The organism is Pseudoselenomonas ruminantium, from assembly GCF_900142515.1.
Taxonomy (GTDB): Bacteria; Bacillota; Negativicutes; order Selenomonadales; family Selenomonadaceae; genus Selenomonas_A; species Selenomonas_A ruminantium_D.
In genome coordinates this window covers 1-21973 of the sequence record NZ_FRBC01000035.1, presented here as the reverse complement: position 1 = coordinate 21973, position 21973 = coordinate 1, and the positions used below count along the sequence as shown (strand labels likewise).

Here is a 21973-nt window from a genome sequence, read left to right as displayed (position 1 = left end):
AACGTCGTGAGACAGTTCGGTCCATATCCATCGCGGGCGTAAGATACATGAGGGAAGCTGCTCCTAGTACGAGAGGACCGGAGTGGACGGACCGCCGGTGTACCAGTTGTTTCGCCAGAAGCATAGCTGGGTAGCTGCGTCCGGAAGGGATAAACGCTGAAAGCATCTAAGCGTGAAGCCTGTCCCGAGATGAAGTATCTCATGGAGTAATCCAGTAAGATTCCTTGAAGAAGACAAGGTAGATAGGTTGGGAGTGGAAGTGCCGTAAGGCATGCAGCGGACCAATACTAATAAATCGAGGGCTTATCTTTCAAGAGACTAGAATGTTCGACATTGAAATTTCTTCTGTATAGTTTTGAATGTATGGAGAAGAGCAGGCAGAAAGCCTGCTCTTTTTTGTTTTACAGGTATGGGCGGATGCTTACAATTTTTCACAGCCTATAGCAAAATTCCTTCGTTTGCGCTATAATGTTACATTGTAGTGTAATATAGTAAGGAAGGCAGTACATTGAAAGAATTACTAAAGAAAATGCATACATGGATGGACGAGTACATGCATCGTTTCATTACCGACGACGAAGAGGTCATGCAGGGCATCCGGATAAAAATGGAGCATACTGGCTATGTGACTGCTATTGCCCGGGAACTGGCGCAGCATTTGCAGCTTAGTGAGCACGATGTGCAGCTGGCTGAAATCATGGGGCTATTTCATGATGTAGGGCGATTCCGGCAGTATAGTGTCTACAAGACCTTCAATGATGCGCAGTCGGAAGATCATGCTGAGCTGGGGCTCAAGGTTTTGGCAGAAGAAATGCCCTATATGGATGAACTGGCCGTAGAAGATGCAGACCTTGTGCGATATGCCATCAAATATCATAATAAGAAGGAAATTCCTGCTGACGCAAAGGGGAAAAGGTTATTGTTCGCCCGCTTGTTGCGGGATGCAGACAAGCTGGATATCTATCGGGTGCTTGCGCCGTTCCTTGATCCGGATAAGGCCGAGCAGGCGCCGAAGTTCATCAAGGCTGATGCCAGCCAGCTGATCAGCCCGGATTTCATGACAGCATTCAAGGAAGGCCAGCAGGCTGATTATCATATGCTCAAGACGTTGGGGGATCGCAAGCTGGTACGCCTTCTGTGGGTTTATGATATAAACTTTGGCTGGACGCTCAAAAAGATGGTGGAACGTGGTTATATCCAGAAGGTCATTGACCATCTGCCGGAGCAGGAAGGTGTTGACGTGGGCGTAAAGCGCATGTGGAAATATATTGAGGAAAAATGTGCGGCTGAGGATGTAATCTGACCGCATTTTATAAAGGAGAGAATATCATGGCAGAGAATACGACAATCGCCAATAATTTTGTGCAGAATGCGATTGAGGAAGACCAGAAGAACGGTAAATACACGGAAGGAATCCATACCCGTTTCCCACCAGAACCCAATGGCTATCTGCATATCGGTCATGCCAAGTCCATTTGCCTGAACTTCGGTTTGGCAGAATATAATCATGGCCTTTGCAACCTGCGTTTCGACGATACGAACCCGACGAAGGAAGATACGGAATACGTAGATTCCATTCAGGAAGATATCCGCTGGCTGGGCTTCAGCTGGCAGAAGCGTATGTTCTACGCTTCGGATTACTTTGACAAGCTTTACGATTATGCGGTAGAACTCATCAAAAAGGGTCTGGCCTATGTGGATGACTTGACGGCAGAGGAAATCAAGGCATATCGCGGTACGCTGACGGAGCCGGGCAAGGAAAGTCCTTACCGTAATCGCAGCGTGGAAGAGAACCTCGACTTGTTCGCTCGTATGAAGGCTGGCGAATTTGCTGATGGGGCCAAGGTGTTGCGCGCTAAGATTGATATGGCCTCTCCGAATATGGTCATGCGCGATACAGTCATCTACCGTATTGCTCATGCACATCATCATCGCACGGGGGATAAATGGTGCATCTATCCGATGTACGATTTTGCCCATCCGTTGTCTGATGCCATCGAAGGCATCACGCATTCCGTCTGCACGCTGGAATTTGAGGAGCATCGCCCCTTCTATGACTGGCTGCTGGAGAATCTGGATTTTGACGTGAACACCCGTCCCCGCCAGATTGAGTTTGCCCGTCTGAACCTCACGAACACGGTGACCAGCAAGCGCAAGCTGCGTCAGCTGGTGGAAGAGGGCCATGTACGCGGCTGGGATGACCCCCGCATGCCGACCATTTCCGGCCTGCGCCGCCGTGGTTTCACGCCGGCATCCCTGCGTAATTTCTGCGAAGAAATCGGCGTGGCCAAGGGCAACAGCCTGGTAGATGTAGCCATGCTGGAATCCTGCGTGCGTGCTGACCTCAACGAGAATGCTGACCGCATTATGGCGGTTCTGCGTCCGCTGAAGGTTGTAATCACGAACTATCCTGAAGATCAGGAAGAATGGCTGCTGGCTGACAACAACCCCATTCATGGCGGTCATCGTTTCGTACCGTTCTCCCGGGAACTTTATATCGAGCAGGATGATTTCATGGAAGAGGCTCCCAAGAAGTTCTTCCGTCTGAAACCGGGCGGGGAAGTGCGTCTGAAGCACGCTTATATCATCAAATGTGAGGAAGTCATCAAGGATGAAGCTGGCAATGTGGTAGAACTGCGCTGCACGGCTGACCTCGAATCCAAGACCGGTGGGGCAACGGCTGGCCGCAAGATTAAAGGCACTATTCACTGGGTAGCAGCGAAGACTGCTGTGCCTGCCGAAGTACGGCTCTATGATTATTTGCTGGAAACCGATGAAAACGGGAATCTGCCCGCAGACTTTATCGGTGCATTAAATAAAAATTCCTTGGAAATCATTGAAAATGCCTTAGTGGAACCCAGCGTGAAGCTGCAGGCTGCAGGCAAGCATTATCAGTTCCTGCGCACGGGCTATTTCGTGATTGACCCGGATACCACGCCGGACAAGCTGGTCTTCAATCGCGTGGTCGGTCTCAAAGATACCTGGGCCAAGGAGAAGAACAAATAATCTAGTGAAGAAAGAAGTGAAGAGACTTTGGAAAGCAGTACAATGATTGCCGTAGTTATCTTCGTGGCGGCCTATGCTTTGATCATCTCGGAGAAGGTACACCGGACTATCGTGGGGATTTTCGGTGCCATGCTGATGATTCTCTTTGGCATTATCAGCCAGGAGACGGCTATCCATCACATTGACTTTAATACGTTGGGCCTGCTCATGGGCATGATGATTATCGTCAATATCACCAGTGAAACTGGATTGTTCAACTTCCTGGCCATCTGGGCAGCGAAGAAGGTTAAGGCAAAGCCGGTGGCTTTGCTGGTGGCACTGTCGGCTATTACAGCCGTTTGCTCAGCCCTGCTGGATAACGTAACCACGGTGCTTCTTACTGTGCCCATCACGTTCAGTATCACGTCGCAGCTTAAAGTAGATGTGAAGCCCTATCTGATGGCGCAAATCATTTCCTCCAATATCGGTGGTACCGCCACCCTTATCGGTGATCCGCCAAACATCATGATTGGCAGTGCTGTGGGTTTGAGCTTCATGGACTTCCTTCAGAACATGACGCTGGTATCCGTAGTGATTTTCATCGTGGTGCAGGCAGTGCTGGTGGCCATCTATGGCAGCAAGCTGAAGACGACGCCGGAACTGCAGGATAAGGTTATGCGTCTCAATGCCAAGAGCCAGATTGCAGATAAGGCGCTGCTGAAAAAGTGTCTGGCGGTTATCTTCTTTACCATCACCCTGTTCACTCTGCATGGGGCTTTGGGCTTGGAAACGGCTACGGCGGCGCTTACGGGCGCAGGTTTGCTGTTGCTGATCACCTATACCCGCAATGAAGCTATGATTGCCAAGGTACTTTCCAAGGTAGAGTGGCTGGCCATCTTCTTCTTCGCTGGTCTGTTCGTGCTGGTTGGCGCTTTGGTGGAGACAGGCGTCATCAAGGCGATGGCAGCAGAGGCACTGGCCGTGACCAATGGCAATGTGCCCATGACGGCTATGCTGATTCTCTGGATGAGTGCGCTTGCTTCCGCGTTCATTGATAACATTCCGTTTGTTGCCACCCTGATTCCGCTGATTCAGGATATGGGGCAGATGGGCCTTTCCAATCTCGAACCCATGTGGTGGAGTCTGGCACTGGGTGCCTGCCTCGGCGGCAATGGTACGCTGATCGGTGCTTCGGCTAATGTAGTGGTAGCATCTCTGGCGGCCCAGCATGGCAAGCAGATTTCCTTCATCGGTTTCATGAAGGTAGCCTTCCCGGTGATGATCCTGACCATCATCATGGCCAATATCTATATCTGGATTTGGCATCTCTAAATTTTTCATAAAAACATGAAAAAAGTTTAAAAAAGGGGTTTACAAGTCCCTGGAGATGTTGTATTATATTACTTGTTCGGGACGTAGCGCAGTTTGGTAGCGCGCTTCCTTGGGGTGGAAGAGGTCGTGGGTTCAAATCCCGTCGTTCCGACCATTTAGTAAATTCGAGAGCTGTTCTTTGGAACAGCTCTTTTCTTTTAATGAATTAGGTGAGGAGAAAGCAGCAATGAGTATTTTGAACGTTTCCCATTTATCCCACAGCTATGGCGGCCGGGAGATTTTTGAGGACGTTAGTTTCCGTTTGCTCAAAGGAGAGCATGTGGCGCTGGTGGGAGCCAATGGTGAGGGGAAATCCACGTTCCTTTCGATTATCACGGGCCAGCTCACGCCGGATGCCGGTAATGTAGAATGGGCGCGCAGGGTAAAGGTTGGCTATCTGGACCAGCATGCTGTCCTGAAGCCCGGCATGACCATCCGTGACACCCTGCGCACGGCCTTTGACGATATGGTGCAGGCGGAGCAGGAAATGCTGGCGGCCTATGACAAGATGGGAGAGGCCACGCCGGAAGAAATGGATGCGCTGATGCGGGATGTAGGCGATATCCAGGATATGCTGGAGGCAGGCAGCTATTATACCATTGATGCGCGCATTGAAGAAGTGGCGGGGGGGCTGGGCCTGCGGGATATCGGCCTCGACAAGCAGGTGGATGAGCTCTCAGGTGGTCAGCGTACGAAAGTCCTGCTGACGAAGCTTTTGCTGCAGAATCCGGAAATCTTGATTCTCGACGAGCCGACGAACTACCTCGATGTGGAGCATATCACCTGGCTGAAGAACTATCTCATCAATTATGAGAATGCATTTATCCTTGTATCCCATGATGTGCCGTTCCTCAATGCTGTGACCAATGTGATCTATCATGTGGATAATCTGCATCTGGACCGCTACACGGGCAGCTATGAGAAGTTCGAGGAAATGGCGGCGCTGAAGCGCAAGCAGGAAGAAGCGGCCTACGAGCGTCAGCAGGCGGAAATCAAGAAGGAGCAGGATTTTATCCAGCGCAACAAGGCCCGTGTAGCCACCCGTGGCATGGCTAACAGCCGCCAGAAGAAGCTGGACAAGATGGAAGTGCTGACCAAGCGTCAGGAAAAGCCGAAGCCGCATTTCAACTTCCAGTCTGACCGCACGCCCTCACGCTTCGTGATTGAAGCGAAACGTCTGGTGCTGGGGTATGACACGGCGCTGACGAGCCCTGTGGACATCCAGATTGAGCGCGGCAAGAAGATTGCCATCCGCGGTACCAACGGTCTGGGCAAATCCACCTTGCTGAAAACCTTGCTGGGCATGATCAAGCCCATCAGTGGCAAGATTGAGCAGGGCGAATTTGTCAGTGTGGGTTACTTTGAGCAGGAAAGTGCTGCTGGCAACAACAATACGGCGTTGGAAGAAGTCTGGCAGGAATATCCCGGCATGACTAATTTCGAGGTGCGGGCAGCGCTGGCTTCCTGCGGCCTGACCAATGACCATATCACGACCAAGATGCTGGCCTTGTCCGGTGGCGAGGCTGCCAAGGTACGTCTCTGCAAGATCATGCAGAAGCCGGTGAACCTGCTGGTTCTCGACGAACCGACCAACCATCTGGATGTGGAGGCAAAGAAAGAACTCAAGCGGGCCATCAAGGAATATAAGGGGACGGTGCTGCTGGTTTCCCATGAGCCGGAATTCTATGAGGACTTCGTGGATTCCGTCTGGAATATCGAAAAATGGACGACAAAAATTATTTAATTTATAGCTGACGGTAATACAGCAGGAAAAGAAATCGCTGATAGAGAATTTACAATGTAGATATCTATCAGCGATTTTTTGTGCCCTGACAAGGACGGTGTGAAAAATGCTTCTGGGACGAAGGCTAGATACAAGAAAAATCGTTAGACTTTTGCTAATATTCCTTATAGTGATAGGGGGAAGCCAACTGACGATGCAGACAGCTGACGGGATGGAATTCTTTCCCCAGCGTCAGACCGTACGGGTGGGCTTTTACCGGATGTCTGGCTATCATGAGATTGCGCCGAACGGTCATCGCTATGGCTATGGCTATGATTATCTGCATCTCATCGGCCGTTATACAGATTGGCATTATGAATATGTAGGCTATGAAAAAGGCTGGCTTGATATGTTTGCCATGCTGGATGCAGGACAGATTGACCTGATCACGGCGGCGCAGAAGACGCCGGAACGCGAGGCGAAATACATCTTTTCGGATAAGCCGATGGCGTACAGTTCATTGATGATGACGACGCTGGAGACGAATGATAAATATCATCCTGGCCGCCCGGATACATATCATGGCATGCGCGTTGGCCTTTTAAGAGGAAATATGCGCGGGGTGGAGTTCAGGAAATTTGCTGAGGAAAATGGCATCAACTATACACCTGTTTATTATGAAAGCGTGACGGAAGAAGAGAATGGCCTGAAAAGCGGAGAGGTGGATGCTATTGTCACCAGTAGCAAGCGGATACTGCATGGGGAGAAAATCCTGGAGCTGCGGAGTCCTACGCCACTTTATGCGGTATCGACACCGGATAAAAAGGATATCATCAGGGGAATCAACATGGCCCAATATAAACTGTCCAGTCTTGATCCGGGCTGGGAAGTGGCACTGTCCAGCCGTTACTATGCGGAGGTTTCTGGCAGAATGATGGCTCTGTCGCCGGATAGTCAGGCCTTTTTGCAGGGACTGAAAAAATCCGGACGTGTTTTCCGTGTCGCGTTGATGCCCAATGCCAATCCCTATGCCTATTTTGATAAAAATGGCCAGGCACAGGGAATCTTGCCGGATATTTTCGTGTTGATTGCCAAAACGGCCGGTATCCGTTATGAAATCGTGCCGGCCGCCAATCAGGCTGAATATGAGGCACTATTGAAGGACAAGAATACGGACATCGTATTGGGCATGAGTTCTAACTTCTACGAAGCGGAAAAAGTGGATTATAAGCTGACACAGGCTATTTTACGTTCATCTATAATCCAGTTGTCGCTGAAAAATGAAGAGGCTGAAGGGCCAATCGCCATGACCGCTAATCTGAAACGGAAATTGGCCATGGTAGGGCGCCTGCCGGAAAATGTGGACCAGCAGGATTATGATACGCCGGAGGAAGCTGTGGCAGCGCTGAAAGCGGGCAAATGCTCCAGCGTTTATATGCTGGGCTTCATTGGGGAGAAATATGTCAATACGGACATGCATAACAGCTTGCGTATCAGCATCGTGCCCAATCAGCATCTGGATATGCGTCTGGGGATTCGCGCCTCGTATGACCATCGGCTTTTTGAGGTGCTGTCAGCAGCTATGCCTCCCGTTGGCTCTCCGGCAGTGCAGGAAATCATCTATCGTCATACGGCTGTGCATGCCCGGGAACTGAGCTGGGAGGAATTGGTATACAGCTATCCGTTGCAATTTATTTTGCTGGCTATCCTGCTGGTTATGATAGCAGGGCTGGCTATCATTACGCTGGTGCGCAATAATGCTGCCCGCCAGGATGAGAAGCGGCGTCAGGAAGTGGATGCTGTGATGAGCTATATCTGCCGCATGCATGAAATGGTGGTGAAGGTCGATCTGCGTACCAGTACGGCTACCGAGTACCATATTGATCAGGATGGCCGTGTCTTTGTGGATATTTTGCCGCACAATTTGGAGCGTTACATCAATTATCTGCATCCTGATGACCGGGAGAAGTTTTTGGAAGGCGGTGTCTGCGATAAAGAAATGCATGTTGCGTTTCAGGAAAAGCGCATTTATTACTGTGAGGTGCGCAAGCAGACAGAAGACAATGATTACCGCTTTTTCTCCTGCCGCTTCCAGCCTTATTTCCAGAATGGTGAGCTCGTAGGTTTCTATTTCTATCGTCAGGATATCGATGATGAACGGCGCAAGGAAATCACCCAGCGGGAGGTGTTGACCAATGCGTTGAATATGGCCCGTCATGCCAGTGAGGCCAAGGGGGATTTCCTTTCTCGTATGAGCCATGAGATACGCACGCCTTTGAATGCCATTATCGGCTACCTAACGTTAGGTGCGCAGAAGAACAATACAGAGGAAGATTTACGGCAGGTCATCGGCAAGAGCCAGATTGCGGCCCATCATCTGCTGGGCTTGATCAATGATATCCTGGATCTGTCTTCCATTGAGCGGGGCAAGCTGCAACTGGCGCAGGAAGAATTCTCCTTGAAGGACATGGTGACGGAAATCCAGACCATCTTCAACGGTCAGCTGCAGCAGAAAAATATAACGCTGACCATTGATGAACAGAGGGTGCAGCATTTCTGTCTGCAGGGGGATTCCCTGCGCATCAAGCAGGTACTCATGAATATCTTCTCCAATGCGGTGAAGTTTACCCCGGAAGGGGGCTCGATAAGTCTTGTCATGAAACAGATCTTGCGGCCAAATAATGTATATATCACCACCTTTGAGATTACAGACTCTGGCATTGGCATGAGCAAGGAGTATCTGGAGAATATCTTCAAGCCCTTTGAGCAGGAAAGTGCCAAGGTGGCACGGCGTTATGGCGGCAGTGGCCTGGGATTGGCTATCAGCCAGAACCTCGTCAAGATGATGCAGGGTTCTATTGAAGTGCGCAGCACGCAGGGCGAGGGAACCAGCTTCTATGTTTCGCTGCCGTTGCAAGGCGTGCAGGAATTGCCAGAGGCGGCGGCAGGTACAGCTACTGAGGAGATATCCTTTGATGGCGTACGCCTGCTGTTGGTGGAAGATAACGAAATGAACCGGGAGATCTCGGAGACCATTTTGGAACAGCATGGTTTTGTCATTGATACCGCGGTTGATGGTCAGGATGCGGTGGATAAATTCATGGCGGCAGCGCCCGGTACGTATAAGGCAATCCTGATGGATGTGCAGATGCCGGTCCTGGATGGCTATGGTGCTACTCAGGCCATCCGCCGCAGCAACCATCCGGAGGCAGCCTCCATACCAATCATTGCGGTGACGGCGGATGTATTCACTGATGATGTGGCCAGAGTCATGTCTTGCGGGATGAATGATTATCTGAGCAAGCCCATTGACTTTGATAAATTGATTGCAACGTTGCGGAAGTATATGTGAATGGCAAAAAGGTGACCAGTCAGGAATTGACTGGTCACCTTTAAGAAGATGCGTTATCTTATTCGCCGAAATATCTATCCAGCAAACCCTTGAAGCCACGGCCATGACGGGCTTCATCCTTGCACATCTCGTGAACCGTATCATGGACGGCATCGAGATTGAGCTGCTTAGCCAAGGTTGCCAGCTCTTTCTTGCCAGCGCAGGCACCATGTTCAGCGTCTACACGCATGGTCAGATTCTTCTTCGTGCTGTTGGTCAGGACTTCGCCGAGCAGTTCAGCAAATTTTGCTGCATGTTCGGCTTCTTCCCAGGCATAGCGCTTGAAGGCTTCGGCAATTTCCGGATAACCTTCACGGTCAGCCTGACGGCTCATAGCCAGATACATGCCAACTTCGGAGCATTCGCCCGTGAAGTTCTGGCGCAGACCTTCGATGATACGGGGATCTACATCCTTGGCCGTACCTACATGATGTTCATCGGCGTAGTTCATTTCACCGCTCTGTTCCACAAACTTGGAGGCAGGCGCTTTACAGATCGGACAAACTTCCGGTGCTGCATCGCCTTCATGAACATAACCACAAACCGTACAAACAAATTTCTTCATAACATAAACCTCCTAAAATATATTACACATTAATGATACTCAATTATATGGTGTGCTCATCACCATGCCTTAATTATAGGGGACAGGCTGTAAAAGATAAATAGCCAGATTATGCGATTTAAAGAAAATAACTCATGTTTTCTACATAAAATATCGATTTTCTAAGAATTACATAGTTTATTGAGATTATTATCAACGGATAATGATTATAGATTAGTGCGCCTAAATTTATATGGTAAAATGGGCACAATAGTGTTACAATGAAAAAGATAATGTTTAATTCTTATACAAGGAGAAAGGAAACTATGTTTACCTGTATGACAAGTTCTCCCGAGGAAACTGGTCACCTAGCCGAGCTGGTGGGGCAGAAAATCCGGGAAGGAACCGTGCTTTGCCTGGAGGGCGACTTAGGCGCAGGCAAGACTTTGTTCGTGCAAAGCCTGGCCAGAACCCTGGGCGTCGAAGGGGATGTGACAAGCCCGACATTCAATCTGATGAATGTATATGAAGGGATTTGCCGCATCTACCATTTTGACCTCTACCGGCTGGAATCAGAAGAAGAACTGGATGATATCGGCTTTTATGAATACACGGAGGAGCCGGAGGGAATCGTGGTCATCGAATGGCCGGACAAGTTCCCGGAATCACTGCCTGACGATTATATTGAAGTGCGCATTCGCAAATTGGGCGAAGACAGCGATGAACGGCAGATTGATTTCTCCAGTATCGGCGAGAAGAATCAGGAGTTTATAAAGGAGTTGGAAGACTTTGTCCATACTGGCCATTGATACAGCTACGCAGGTTTCGAGCGTGGCAGTGGCTAAAGAGGGGCGGCTGCTTTCCGAGCTGACCATGCAGGGCAAGCTCACCCATTCGGAGACGCTGCTTCCCCATATCGAAAGTGTCTTGAAGATGGCCGCAACGGCCAAAGAAGATTTAGAAGGGATTGCCATCAGCATTGGGCCAGGTTCCTTCACGGGCCTGCGCATCGGTCTGGCAGCAGCCAAGGCTATGAGCTATGCGCTGAATATCCCGCTGGTGGGCGTTTCGACGCTGAAGGCGCTGGCCTATCAGCTGCCTGTGCCGGGCGTGCGACTTGTGTGCCTCTTGGATGCCCAGAAGGGCAATGCCTATGTGGAAAGCTATCGCTGGGAAAATGACGAACTGAAAACCGTAGAAGCGGTCAAGGTGGCAAAGATCAGCGATATTATAGCGGATTGCGGTGCGCTGGGCGAGCAGGTGATCCTCTTGGGGGATGCCGTGCAGAAGAAAATCGCGGGCAAACTGGAACTGCCGGAAAATGTCTGTGTGGCGATGCCGCATCTCGTGATGCCGCGTGCGGCCTGCGTGGCCATGCTGGGACAGGCAGAACTGAAGGCTGGCCATGTGGATAATGTGATGGACTTGGAGCCGGTGTATATCCGCCGCAGTGAAGCGGAAGTGCTCTGGGAGAAACGCCATCCGGAAGAAGCCCAGGCCACGAAGCCGACGGAAGAAATGTAAGCAGAAGAGTTTAAGCGGATAAGAATGCGAGGAGATGTAATGGACGCTGTTCCTTTAGATAGTATCAATACGGATCATATCGAATTTCGGGAGATGGCTCCCGAGGATGCAGATGCGGTGGAAATCGTGGAAAAGGCCTGTTTTGCCATTCCTTGGTCAAGGGAGTCCTTCTGGAAGGAAGCCCAGAACGAGAACACTTTATATCTGCTGGCGTTGGATGGTGAGCGGGTCATCGGTTATGTGGGCTGCTGGATTTCCTACGAGGAAGCACAGGTCACAAATGTGGCTATCCTGCCGGAGTACCGGGGCAAGCGCATCGGCACTCGGATGTTTGGCGAACTGATCCACCGCATCAAAGAAAAGGGCGTTACGGCGCTGACCTTGGAGGTGCGTCCCACCAATGCGCCAGCGCTGGCGCTTTACAAGGGCTATGGCTTCAAGGAGGCGGGCCGCCGTCCGAAATACTATCAGGATAACGGCGAAGATGCCATCATCATGTGGAATACGAAACTTTGATATAAAGGTGACGAGTAGTTTTTATGGAGAAGAAAAATGAAGAACTGCTGACGCTGGCTATCGAGTCCAGCTGCGACGAGACTTCGGCAGCAGTCTTGCGGGGCGGGCGGGAGATCCTGGCGAACATCATCTCCACCCAGATTCCCATTCATCAGAAATTTGGCGGGGTGGTTCCGGAAATCGCCTCCCGTAAACATATCGTGAATATCATGCCGGTGATTGACGAGTGCCTGCGCGAAGCGAAAGTGGAACTCAAGGATATCGATCAGGTGGCTGTGACCTATGGGCCAGGTCTGGTCGGGGCGTTGCTCGTAGGCGTTTCGGCGGCGAAGTCGCTGGCGTTCTCACTGGGCAAGCCGCTGATTGGTGTCAATCATCTGGAAGGGCATATCTTTGCCAACTTCCTGGCTGCACCGGATTTGGAGCCACCTTTCATGGCGCTGGTGGTGTCCGGCGGTCATACGGCACTCGTGGATGTGCAGGGCTATAACCGCTTCCGTATGATGGGGCAGACGCGTGATGATGCGGCTGGCGAAGCCTTCGATAAGATTGCCCGGGTGATGGGCTTGCCCTATCCTGGCGGCCCGCGCATCGATGCGCTGGCCAAGGAGGGCGACCCCATGGCGATTGACTTCCCGCAGGCCTTGACAGAAAAGGGCAATTATGAATTCAGCTTCAGCGGCCTCAAGTCAGCAGTGCTCAACTACATCAACAGCGAGAAGATGAAGGGGCATGAGCTCAACAAGGCCGATATTGCCGCTTCCTTCCAGCGCTCGGTGATTGAGGTGCTGGTGGGCAAGGCATTTCAGGCGGTCAAGGAAGCCGGCCGTGATACGCTGGTACTGGCTGGCGGTGTGGCGGCCAACAGCGGCTTGGAAGCACGTCTGCGCGAAGAAGCGGAAAAACGCGGGGTAAGATTCCTCTATCCCAGCAAGATACTGTGTACCGACAATGCGGCCATGATTGGCTGCCGTGGGTACTATCAGGCTTTGGCGGGCGGGTACAGCGATTTGTACCTCAATGCAGTGCCGGGGCTAAGTTTGACCGATAAGTAAGATAGATAAATAAGTTACGTTCCAATGGCGGAACAGAGATATTTTTCACGCTGCGCTGCGACGCAGGGCTAAAAATATTTTTGCTTTTCAATTGGGTATCTGGAAAAGCCAAAACTCGCTGCGCTCAGACAGCAGACTTTTCCAGATATTGCAGCGGGAAGCAAAAATATTTTCTTCACGCCCTGTGTCTGACGCTTCCCTTAGAAAAACATCTCTGTTCCGCCATGTTACTTTATGACCTTCCGTCATGGAAGGGAATCGTGATAAGTCTCCCCGTCTGGGGGAGGGGGCCGCGATAGCGGTGGAAGGGGCTGCAATATGAACATGACCAATCACAATAACACCTATCTGACCAAAAAACAAATCAATACACTGGACCGTCTCAAGCAGATCCTGCCATTCCTGGCCGATCTGCTGCATGGTCATGGGCTGATCTATACCAGCGCCGCAGAGCCGAATCGTCTGCGCATCATTGCTAGTGCCAAGCCGCATACGGTCTATGTGCAGGAAGCGGATGATATGGCGGAAACGGTGGTGGACACGCTTTCGGAACCATTGGTCACGGAGGTCTTTCATTCCGGCCAGTTTGTTCATGGCAAGCGGGAGCAGGATTATGGGCATTTCGTGGATATGTATGTGTTCCCCATTATGGACAATAACACGGTGATTGCAGTGTTGAGTGTTGAAGTGGATAAGGAGCATCTTAATATTGACGATTTTTCCTATCTCATCAAGACCACGCAGGATGTAATCCGCTATGCTGTCAAAGATGTGGATTTATCACCCTTTGCACCATTGTCAGCCAGTGATGGGTTGCTTATCACGGACCAGTTCAGCCGCATAATCTTTGCCAATGATGCAGCCCAGCGGATTTATCGGGTGTTGGGCGTGGGCAGTCTCAAGGGCTGCCATCTGTTTGACCGTCAGTTGACACGTCATGTGACGCGGGAGGCATTTGAGCGGGAGCGTCCTTGGCAGAAGGAACTTACGGCGGGCGGCTTGTATCTTATCCGGCGGCAGATCGATTTGCAGGCGGGGGGAACGTTGCTGCGGCGGATCGTGGTGCTCTCGGATATGACGGAAATCCGGGCCAAGGAGCAGGAAATCCGCATCAAGTCAGCGGTAATCCAGGAAATCCATCACCGTGTCAAGAATAATCTGCAGACTGTGGCCAGCCTCCTGCGGCTGCAGGCGCGGCGCAGTGGTTCGGAGGAAGTCAAGTCAGCGCTGTCGGAAAGTGTCAATCGGGTGCTTTCCATTGCTGCGGTGCATGATTTCCTGTCCCGGCAGCGGGATGAGAGCATGGACTTGAAGCAGGTGATGACCGAGATTTTTGCGCAGGTCAAATCCAGCATGGTGGCATCGGATTTTGAGCTGCAACAGGAGTTTTGCGGCGAATCCGTAAGCCTGCCGCCGAAGTATGCCAGTTCTCTGGCACTGGTGCTCAATGAACTCATCATCAATGCCATCGAACATGCCTTTGCCGGGCGGCAGGCGGGGCTGGTTGGCCTGCGGGTGGAACTTGCTGACGAGTTGAAGCTGGATTTTTATGACGATGGCTGCGGCCTGCCAGCGGATTTCCATACACAGAAGCGGCGTTCTTTGGGCTTATCCATCATTCGCACGCTGATTGAAGGGGATTTGGGCGGCAGTTTCTGGCTGGAAAATGATGCCAGTGGCCGGGGAACCCATGCCTATATCGTATTGCCGAAGCCAGAATTGTCAGGACAGGTTGTAGCTAGTTTGGAGGAATGAGTTATGCAGGGGAAGAATAAGTCATTGCGTGTTGTCGTTGCCGATAATGAATCGATTATCCGTCTGGATATCCGGGAAATGCTCGAAGATGCCGGCCATGAGGTGGTGGGGGAAGCCATCAATGGCCGCAAGGCGGTGGAACTTACCCGGCAGCATCATCCGGATCTCGTGCTCATGGATATCAAGATGCCGGAGATGGACGGCATCACGGCGGCGAAGAAAATCTACGAGACAAAGATTGCGCCGGTAATCCTGCTCACGGCGTTCAGTCAGGCCGATATCGTGGAAAAGGCCAAAGATTCCGGTGTGCTGGGCTATCTGGTGAAACCGGTGCAGGAAAGCCAGCTTTTCCCTGCCATCGAGATTGCCCTGTCCCGTTGGCAGGAAATGCAGGGGCTGGAAGATGAGCTGGAAAAGCTCAAGGATTCCCTGGAAACTCGCAAGCTGATCGACAGAGCTAAAGGCATCATCATGGCGGCACACAAGTTGGGGGAACAGGAAGCTTATCGCCGCATCCAGCAATACGCCATGCAGAAGCGGGTACCCATAAAGGATGTGGCGCAGTCCATCATCAAGGCGGCAGGGGGAAAAGCCTGATGGAAGCGCCCGTAGTAAATGTGCAGGAAGTATTGCATTCCCTTCGTGATGTCAAGTATCGGGATTTCCAGGCTAAATTGATCCCTACGGTGTCGCAGGAAAATATTATTGGTGTGCGGACGCCGGCTTTGCGGCAGTTAGCCAGAAAACTCTATCAGTCAGGGCAGGCAGAAAGCTTTTTGTCCTCGTTGCCGCATCGTTATTTTGAGGAAGACCAGCTGCATGCCTTCATCATCAGTCTGTTGCCGGATTACGGGCAATGTGCGGCTGCAGTTGGAGCATTTTTGCCTTATGTGAATAATTGGGCGACCTGCGATCAAATGTCACCGAAGGTGTTCCAAAAACATCGGCAGGAGCTGGCGGAGCAGATAAAATGCTGGCTGGCGTCTGAGTCTGTGTATAGCAGGCGCTTTGCCATCAAGATGCTGATGGATCATTTCCTGGATAAGGATTTTTCGCTGGATTATATGAAACTGGTGGCGCAAATTCGTTCTGATGAATACTATATCAACATGATGATTGCCTGGTACTTTGCAACAGCTTTGGCCAAGCAGCCTGAAGCGGCCATGCCGTTCCTTGAAGGGAAGTGCCTGTCAGACTGGACGCATAACAAGGCTGTTCAGAAGGCTATCGAGAGCCGCCGTATCAGTCTGGAAATGAAGAATGCCTTACGGATGTTAAAAATTTGATTCGCAGTTGCAGAAAGATAAGAGAGCAGTTGACGCTCTCTTTTATTTGTAGTAAACTTGTCTAATGAGTGTTTAGAAGCAGATTGGGGAGGTATCGGCGTGGCCGAAAAGATTGATATATTGGGCGTCAGAGTTGATTCTGTCACGATGACTCAGGCGGTAGCTCAGGTTGAGGGCTATATGGATGAAAAGAAGAATGTTCTGATTGCCACGGCTAATGCCGAGATGATCATGCGGGCAACCCATGACACAGAGCTGAAAGACATTTTGAATGCAGCGGCGCTGGTTGTGCCGGATGGCGCCGGAACGGTATGGGCTGCACATCATCTGGGCTATGAGATGCCGGAACGGGTGGCAGGCTATGATCTGGCGCAGGAGCTGATGCGCATAGCGCCGTCCAAGAAACAGAGGGTGTTCTTCTTTGGCTCGGCACCTGGCGTGGCGGAAAAGGCCAAGGCCAAGGCTGAGGCGCTTTATCCTGGCATTGAGATCGTGGGTACCCGGGATGGTTACTTCAAACCTGAGGATGAACCGGCCATCATCGAGGAAATCAAGGCAGCCAAGCCGGATCTGCTGTTGGCAGCTCTGGGCGTGCCCAAGCAGGAAAAATGGCTCTACGCTCATCTGCAGGAATTGGGCGTGCCGGTGTCCATTGGTGTAGGTGGTACGCTGGATGTCATGGCAGGCGTGATGAAACGTGCTCCATACTGGATGCAGAAGGCCAAGCTGGAATGGTTGTTCCGCGGGCTCTTGCAGCCAAAGCGGGCAGGCCGTCTGATGGCTTTGCCGAAGTTTGTGTTGAAGGTGCATGGCTATAAATCCCGCCGTGCGTAATTTATTGATTCATAATCAGGAGGTGGGGGCTTGACTCCTATTATTTCCGAGGGTTATCCCTTTATTGGTGCCTGCTTCTTCTTGGCAGTCTTAGTGGGCTTTTCCATCAGTCCTTATGCAGCGGTGATTCCCCTCGTGCTGATGTTTTATTTTTGCTATTTCTTCCGCAATCCCAAACGGGAGATCACGCAGGATGAGGACGTTATTCTTTCTCCGGCTGATGGTACGGTAACGGATATCGTGCCGATGGAGACGGATGAATTCGTCAAGGAACCCTGCAACAAGGTCATTATCTTCATGTCTGTGTTCAATGTCCATGTGAACCGCAGCCCGATTCGCGGAAAAATCAAGCTGCAGAAGTATTTCTGCGGGCGGTTCCGTCCTGCCTATAAGGATACGGTGGGCTTTGAGAATGAGCATCATGTATTAGGTATTGAAAATGAGCGTATCCGCATCAGCGTGAAACAGATTGCGGGTATCCTGGCCCGCCGTATCGTGTCCTTCGTGACGCTTGATGATGAGATGCAGCAGGGTGAGCTCTATGGTATGATAAAATTCGGTTCCTGCCTGGAAGTCGTTATGCCGAAGAATGTAGAAATCACCGTGACCAAGGGGCAGAAGGTTTCTGGCGGTTTGACTGTTTTGGGGAGGATTAAAGACTGATGGATTACAGACGTTTTTTACCGAATCTATGCACGTCCATGAACCTGGTGTTCGGTATGTGCTCCATACTCGCAACCTATGAGAAAGACTTCGTTTGGGCTTCGATTTTCATCCTGCTGGCTTTGGTAGCCGATGGCCTTGATGGCCGTACGGCCCGCTTCTTCGGCGTGTCCAGCGAGATGGGCAAGGAGATGGACTCGCTCTGTGACCTTGGCTCCTTTGGCATTGCCCCGGCATTCCTGGCCTGGGCCTTTGTGCTGCAGAATCATGGTCTGCTGGGCGTGGCTGTGGTGATCATCTTCGCCGTCTGTGGCATGTGGCGTTTGGCCCGCTTCAACGTCAACGCCGATGTGGTGCATGGCTATTTCATGGGCCTGGCCATTCCGGCGGGCGGTAATATCGTGGCGATGACCACGTTGCTCTTTGTGAGCCTGGGCGTTGACCCTATGAGCTTTGGCATTGCCTATCCCATCATCATGGCCATCGTGGGCTATCTGATGGTCAGTCATGTGCATTATCCGAACTTCAAGGGCGATGGCGCTGAGCCCATCTATATGGTTACGAAAGTGTTTGCCCTTGTGATGTTTGCTGCTATCCTCTGGCTGGGGAAAGATGCCCTGCTGCCGGCGGTGGCTGTGGCCGTATTCTGCACCTATGGCGCGGCAGGCATCCTCAATACAATAATTGCTTTGTTTGCAAAGGAAGGCTGATGATTTTTGACACATCCATTTGACATCATCATGGTGCCGATGCAGATTATGATTTTCCTCTTTACCCTGTATTTCTTCATCATTGGTTTCTGCGGCATGTGGCGGCGGAAAGAGCATAAGGTCAAGACGCCGAAAAAGACCTTCGCTCTCGTGGTGGCAGCTCATAATGAGTCCGCTGTTATCGGCCAGCTGGTGGAGAATCTGGGCCATTTGAACTACCCCAAGGATATGTACGATATCCATGTGGTAGCCGATAACTGTGAAGACAATACTGCCGAAGTGGCAGCCAAGGCCGGTGCCATCGTCCATGAGCGCACCCATCCCACGAAAAAGAGCAAGGGCTACGCGCTGGACTGGATGTTTGACCGCCTGTTCAAGATGGACAAGGAATATGATGCCGTCTGCGTCTTCGATGCCGACAACCTCGTACATCCTCAGTTCCTGATGGAGATGAACAACCGTCTCTGCAAGGGCGATAAGGTCATCCAGTGCTACATGGATGCCAAGAACCCGTATGATACCTGGGTGGCCGGTACCTTTGCCATCGCTTTCTGGGTTATCTGCCATATCTCCCATCTGGCAAAATCCAATATCGGCCTGTCCGCCTGCCTGGGCGGCACGGGTATGTGCTTTGACATGGAGATCCTCAAGCGCCACGGCTGGCAGGCAACTTGCCTGACCGAGGACATGGAATTCACCATGAAGTGCATGGCTGAAGGTATCAAGACCAGCTGGGCTCATGATGCCATCATCTATGATGAGAAGCCCTTGACCTTCAAGCAGTCCTGGAACCAGCGCCGTCGCTGGGCACAGGGGCAGTTCGACGTGGGCAACCGCTTCATTCCCAAGATGCTGAAAGCGGGCTGGAAACACAAGGACATCCGCATGTGGGATGAATGCATCTATCTGATGCAGCCCCATTTCCTGATGATTTCCACCATCTTCATCATCATCAGCTATATCCAGCTGGCGTTCCCGCCCTTCTATACCAATATCTACAACTTCATGCCTTCCCAGCTTATGACGGCGATTATGTTAGGTCAGTATATCCTGCCCATGATCATCCTGATCAAGATTCGGGCCAAATGGAAATCCTGGCTCTACATGCTGCTCTATCCCGTGTTCATCTACTCTTGGATACCCATCATCTTCCTGGGCTTCATCCATCGCAACGAACACGAATGGAGCCACACCAAGCACACCCGTGCCATGAGCATGGATGACATCGTGGGTAACGTGAAGAATACCAAGGACATCCTGAAATAACGCAAAAGCCTTCCACAAAAGTGGAGGGCTTTTGTGCTATAATAAAAGTGATGATAATATGCAGGGAATGTGACAACTTTCGGAACTTGCCGATAGTTTGGCCGGAACTGCTTGGGGATAGTCATTTTTCGGTCTGTTTAGAAGAAAGTGAGTCTGATGACAGTGCAAATATTTACCATTGAGAATATAACAACTTTGGTTAAACCCTTGGCCAAAAAGTATCAGGTCAAGGAAGTGTATCTGTTTGGTTCCTATGCCCGGGGAGAAGCTGATGAAAATAGCGACTTGGATTTTTTGGTTATCGGTGGAGAGGGCTTTAAGCTTACCCAGATATTTGCCTTTGGCGAAGAATTGCGTGAAATCCTTAACAAGCGGGTGGATGTCTTTGAAATCAACGAAATCAATCAGGATAGCGAATTCTATAAAACGATTATGAGAGAAAAGGTTTTAGTAGCATGAAATATTCAGATGAACAACGGATAAACAAAATATATGATTATGCTACTCGTCTGCAACAATACATTGTTGATAAAGAGATTACTAAGGAAATGCTGTTGACGGACTACTCCTTGCAATGGCTGGTGACAACCCCGCTATATAATATCGGCGAGCATGCATATAATTTATCACAGAAATATAAAGCGGAGCATAGCGAAGTACCATGGGCGATGATATCAGGCCTGCGTCACCGCCTAGTCCATGATTATGATGGTACGAATTGGAATATCATTGTGGAAGTGGTGTTTGAGGAAATACCTGCCCTAATAGCGCAGATAGAACAATTTTATGTAAAGAAGTAAGTCCTTAGCTGTGTTTTTATCAAACATAAGTGGTGGAATATAATGGAATGAGTTATAATATTGGGCGGGGGGATTTTGTGCCAGGAAATATAGAAGTTTGGCAAATATTTATAGGTTGTTTTATGCCAGGATTTATTGCCATTAAAGTGTATGGATTATATCGAGCGATAGATGCTAGGGATTTTTCCAAGAAATGGTATGATGCAGTAGGGTTTGGGGTAGTGTTTTTTACTCTCTATCAAGTGTGTGGTAAACCATTGGTAGATTATATCATGAGTTGCCTATCATATGATGTAGTGGCGTTAGCGGTTCAGTTTCTTTTTTTGTATTGTTGCCAATCTTATCTGCTTACATAATGGCTAATCATGGATATCGATTTAGAGAAAATAATAGTAAAATGTTGATGCCACAGGAAACTCCTTGGGATTATGTATTTTCAAAAGGTGAGTGCTTTTTTGTAAAAATCCATTTAAAAGATGGTGATGTAATATGTGGAAGATATGCGGGAAAGTCTTTTACGTCAGCATATCCTCAAGCGGCACAGATTTTTATTGAAGAACAATTTATTTTAAAGAAGGATGGGGATGAAGAAAATTTATGTATAGTAGATAATTCAGCAGGAATATGGATATCAGAAAATGAAATATCATGGATTGATTTTAGAGTATGTGATTTGTGAGGATAAATATTTATGAAAAGAAATTATGATGCAGATTCAAAAGAGCCTCAACAGAGATTTACACAGGATGGATATCAGCCATGTAGGTTTAGAAAGGGATATCAACCTATGGAGTTTAGAAATGGGTATCAGCCTACAAAAAATCAAATAGGTGTAAGCTTGCATAATAATCCTTTTAGTAATAGTCATGTGATTCCAGTTAAAACGATAAAAACGTCTGGAGAAAATAATAGTCAATCAACAACCAAAAAGTAGAGCATGTGTGAGAATATCTTCAATTACTACTACAGAAAATGAAAAATGGTGTTAGGTGGTGGAGTGACTAAGGTTTAACTAAAAAGCAAGGCTTCGCCAGATGTCCGGGCGTTTCTTGATTATGTTGACGGCAGAATCAATGATGATGCCTTTGTGCAGGAGATTGACCAAGAAATTCGTGATGTCAAGCAGATTGAAAACGAGAGGGTGAGTTACATGACTTTAGCTATGAAGATGATGGAGGAACGCAAAGAAGGACGCAAAGAAGGAATAAAAGAATGGTCCTATGTCAAGATTTAGTACAACATAAAATGAGAAATTTTAATTATTTTCAACTTACCAATCGTGATTCTCTAGCAACGCTCGCATTGTAAAGTTTTTCAAAGTCATCTGGCGAAAGATATCCACAATGGCTGTGAATCCGCTTTGTGTTATAAAATGCTTCAATATACTCAAAAATTAGGCTGTGAGCATGATTAAAATCCCGGATTCTAAAGCGGTTCAGCCATTCACGCTTTATCAATGCGTGAAATGACTCGATACAGGCATTATCCCATGGATAAGCTTTCTTGGAATAGCTCCGCTGCATTCGTGCGGTGGCCTTCTTATATTCTTT

Annotated in this window: 23 protein-coding genes, 1 tRNA gene, 1 rRNA gene and 1 pseudogene; 24 read left to right on the top strand and 2 right to left on the bottom strand. The window is 49.8% G+C overall.

Annotated elements, in window-relative coordinates; all coding sequences use genetic code 11:
- From BUB68_RS13585 to BUB68_RS13555, 7 genes are all read left to right on the top strand, one after another.
- Positions 1-311, top strand: a 23S ribosomal RNA gene (locus BUB68_RS13585); the annotation flags it as partial.
- 197 nt (positions 312-508) lie between these two features.
- Positions 509-1303, top strand: coding sequence for an HD domain-containing protein (locus BUB68_RS13580; protein ID WP_073092489.1), 795 nt, complete (start codon positions 509-511; stop codon positions 1301-1303).
- A 26-nt stretch (positions 1304-1329) separates the two neighbouring features.
- A complete protein-coding gene (locus BUB68_RS13575; RefSeq protein WP_073092486.1) occupies positions 1330-3006 on the top strand; it encodes a glutamine--tRNA ligase/YqeY domain fusion protein in 1677 nt (558 codons plus the stop codon).
- Positions 3007-3048: 42 nt separating this feature from the next.
- Positions 3049-4317: an ArsB/NhaD family transporter gene (locus BUB68_RS13570; protein ID WP_073092483.1), complete on the top strand. Its 1269-nt coding sequence runs from the start codon at positions 3049-3051 to the stop codon at positions 4315-4317.
- Positions 4318-4394: 77 nt separating this feature from the next.
- A tRNA-Pro gene (locus BUB68_RS13565) sits at positions 4395-4471 on the top strand.
- A 72-nt stretch (positions 4472-4543) separates the two neighbouring features.
- Complete coding sequence (locus tag BUB68_RS13560; protein ID WP_073092480.1) at positions 4544-6100, top strand: ABC-F family ATP-binding cassette domain-containing protein; 1557 nt, start codon at positions 4544-4546, stop codon at positions 6098-6100.
- Positions 6101-6293: 193 nt separating this feature from the next.
- Entirely contained in the window at positions 6294-9431 is a 3138-nt protein-coding gene (locus BUB68_RS13555) for an ATP-binding protein (protein WP_073092477.1), read from the top strand.
- Between the two features lie 58 nt (positions 9432-9489).
- Here the strand turns inward: BUB68_RS13555 and BUB68_RS13550 are convergent, their stop codons facing one another.
- On the bottom strand, positions 9490-10035 hold the full coding sequence (locus tag BUB68_RS13550; RefSeq protein ID WP_073092474.1) for an NADH peroxidase: 546 nt from the start codon (positions 10033-10035) through the stop codon (positions 9490-9492).
- A gap of 305 nt (positions 10036-10340) precedes the next feature.
- Between BUB68_RS13550 and tsaE the strand changes: the two genes are divergently transcribed.
- The 17 genes and pseudogenes from tsaE to BUB68_RS15345 all read left to right on the top strand — a co-directional run.
- A complete protein-coding gene (gene tsaE / locus BUB68_RS13545; RefSeq protein WP_073092471.1) occupies positions 10341-10823 on the top strand; it encodes a tRNA (adenosine(37)-N6)-threonylcarbamoyltransferase complex ATPase subunit type 1 TsaE in 483 nt (160 codons plus the stop codon).
- Positions 10804-11538, top strand: coding sequence for a tRNA (adenosine(37)-N6)-threonylcarbamoyltransferase complex dimerization subunit type 1 TsaB (gene tsaB / locus BUB68_RS13540; protein WP_073092468.1), 735 nt, complete (start codon positions 10804-10806; stop codon positions 11536-11538). Before tsaE ends, tsaB begins: the two co-directional genes overlap by 20 nt.
- A gap of 24 nt (positions 11539-11562) precedes the next feature.
- A complete protein-coding gene (rimI, locus tag BUB68_RS13535) occupies positions 11563-12054 on the top strand; it encodes a ribosomal protein S18-alanine N-acetyltransferase (RefSeq protein WP_231848079.1) in 492 nt (163 codons plus the stop codon).
- A gap of 23 nt (positions 12055-12077) precedes the next feature.
- The gene (gene tsaD / locus BUB68_RS13530; protein ID WP_073092465.1) at positions 12078-13109 is read left to right on the top strand and encodes a tRNA (adenosine(37)-N6)-threonylcarbamoyltransferase complex transferase subunit TsaD; all 1032 of its coding nucleotides are present in this window, start codon (positions 12078-12080) and stop codon (positions 13107-13109) included.
- A gap of 318 nt (positions 13110-13427) precedes the next feature.
- On the top strand, positions 13428-14864 hold the full coding sequence (locus BUB68_RS13525; protein ID WP_081372018.1) for a sensor histidine kinase: 1437 nt from the start codon (positions 13428-13430) through the stop codon (positions 14862-14864).
- A 3-nt stretch (positions 14865-14867) separates the two neighbouring features.
- The gene (locus BUB68_RS13520; RefSeq protein WP_073092462.1) at positions 14868-15461 is read left to right on the top strand and encodes an ANTAR domain-containing response regulator; all 594 of its coding nucleotides are present in this window, start codon (positions 14868-14870) and stop codon (positions 15459-15461) included.
- Positions 15461-16150, top strand: a complete 690-nt coding sequence (locus BUB68_RS13515) for a DNA alkylation repair protein (protein WP_073092459.1) — start codon at positions 15461-15463, stop codon at positions 16148-16150. The genes BUB68_RS13520 and BUB68_RS13515 overlap by 1 nt, the downstream gene beginning before the upstream one ends.
- A gap of 147 nt (positions 16151-16297) precedes the next feature.
- The gene (locus BUB68_RS13510) at positions 16298-16984 is read left to right on the top strand and encodes a WecB/TagA/CpsF family glycosyltransferase (RefSeq protein WP_371914873.1); all 687 of its coding nucleotides are present in this window, start codon (positions 16298-16300) and stop codon (positions 16982-16984) included.
- 30 nt (positions 16985-17014) lie between these two features.
- Positions 17015-17647 carry a phosphatidylserine decarboxylase family protein gene (locus BUB68_RS13505; protein ID WP_073092453.1) on the top strand — a complete coding sequence of 211 codons (633 nt, stop codon included), beginning with the start codon at positions 17015-17017 and terminating at the stop codon, positions 17645-17647.
- On the top strand, positions 17647-18357 hold the full coding sequence (pssA, locus tag BUB68_RS13500; RefSeq protein WP_014425229.1) for a CDP-diacylglycerol--serine O-phosphatidyltransferase: 711 nt from the start codon (positions 17647-17649) through the stop codon (positions 18355-18357). The genes BUB68_RS13505 and pssA overlap by 1 nt, the downstream gene beginning before the upstream one ends.
- Positions 18358-18387: 30 nt before the next feature.
- A complete protein-coding gene (locus BUB68_RS13495; protein WP_050992809.1) occupies positions 18388-19623 on the top strand; it encodes a glycosyltransferase family 2 protein in 1236 nt (411 codons plus the stop codon).
- A 156-nt stretch (positions 19624-19779) separates the two neighbouring features.
- Positions 19780-20082, top strand: a complete 303-nt coding sequence (locus BUB68_RS13490; protein WP_178139539.1) for a nucleotidyltransferase family protein — start codon at positions 19780-19782, stop codon at positions 20080-20082.
- Positions 20079-20423 (top strand): HepT-like ribonuclease domain-containing protein, encoded by a 345-nt coding sequence (locus BUB68_RS13485; protein ID WP_073092450.1) that lies wholly within the window; start codon positions 20079-20081, stop codon positions 20421-20423. Before BUB68_RS13490 ends, BUB68_RS13485 begins: the two co-directional genes overlap by 4 nt.
- Before the next feature lie 47 nt (positions 20424-20470).
- The gene (locus BUB68_RS13480; protein ID WP_073092447.1) at positions 20471-20779 is read left to right on the top strand and encodes a hypothetical protein; all 309 of its coding nucleotides are present in this window, start codon (positions 20471-20473) and stop codon (positions 20777-20779) included.
- The gene (locus BUB68_RS13475; protein ID WP_143188177.1) at positions 20779-21102 is read left to right on the top strand and encodes a DUF6338 family protein; all 324 of its coding nucleotides are present in this window, start codon (positions 20779-20781) and stop codon (positions 21100-21102) included. The genes BUB68_RS13480 and BUB68_RS13475 overlap by 1 nt, the downstream gene beginning before the upstream one ends.
- A 12-nt stretch (positions 21103-21114) precedes the next feature.
- A complete protein-coding gene (locus BUB68_RS15105) occupies positions 21115-21357 on the top strand; it encodes a hypothetical protein (RefSeq protein WP_143188176.1) in 243 nt (80 codons plus the stop codon).
- 99 nt (positions 21358-21456) lie between these two features.
- Positions 21457-21636: pseudogene (locus BUB68_RS15345) on the top strand (Rpn family recombination-promoting nuclease/putative transposase); the annotation flags it as partial.
- A gap of 52 nt (positions 21637-21688) precedes the next feature.
- Here the strand turns inward: BUB68_RS15345 and BUB68_RS13470 are convergent.
- On the bottom strand, positions 21689-21973 hold a 285-nt coding region (locus tag BUB68_RS13470), incomplete at its 5' end, for an integrase core domain-containing protein (RefSeq protein ID WP_143188156.1).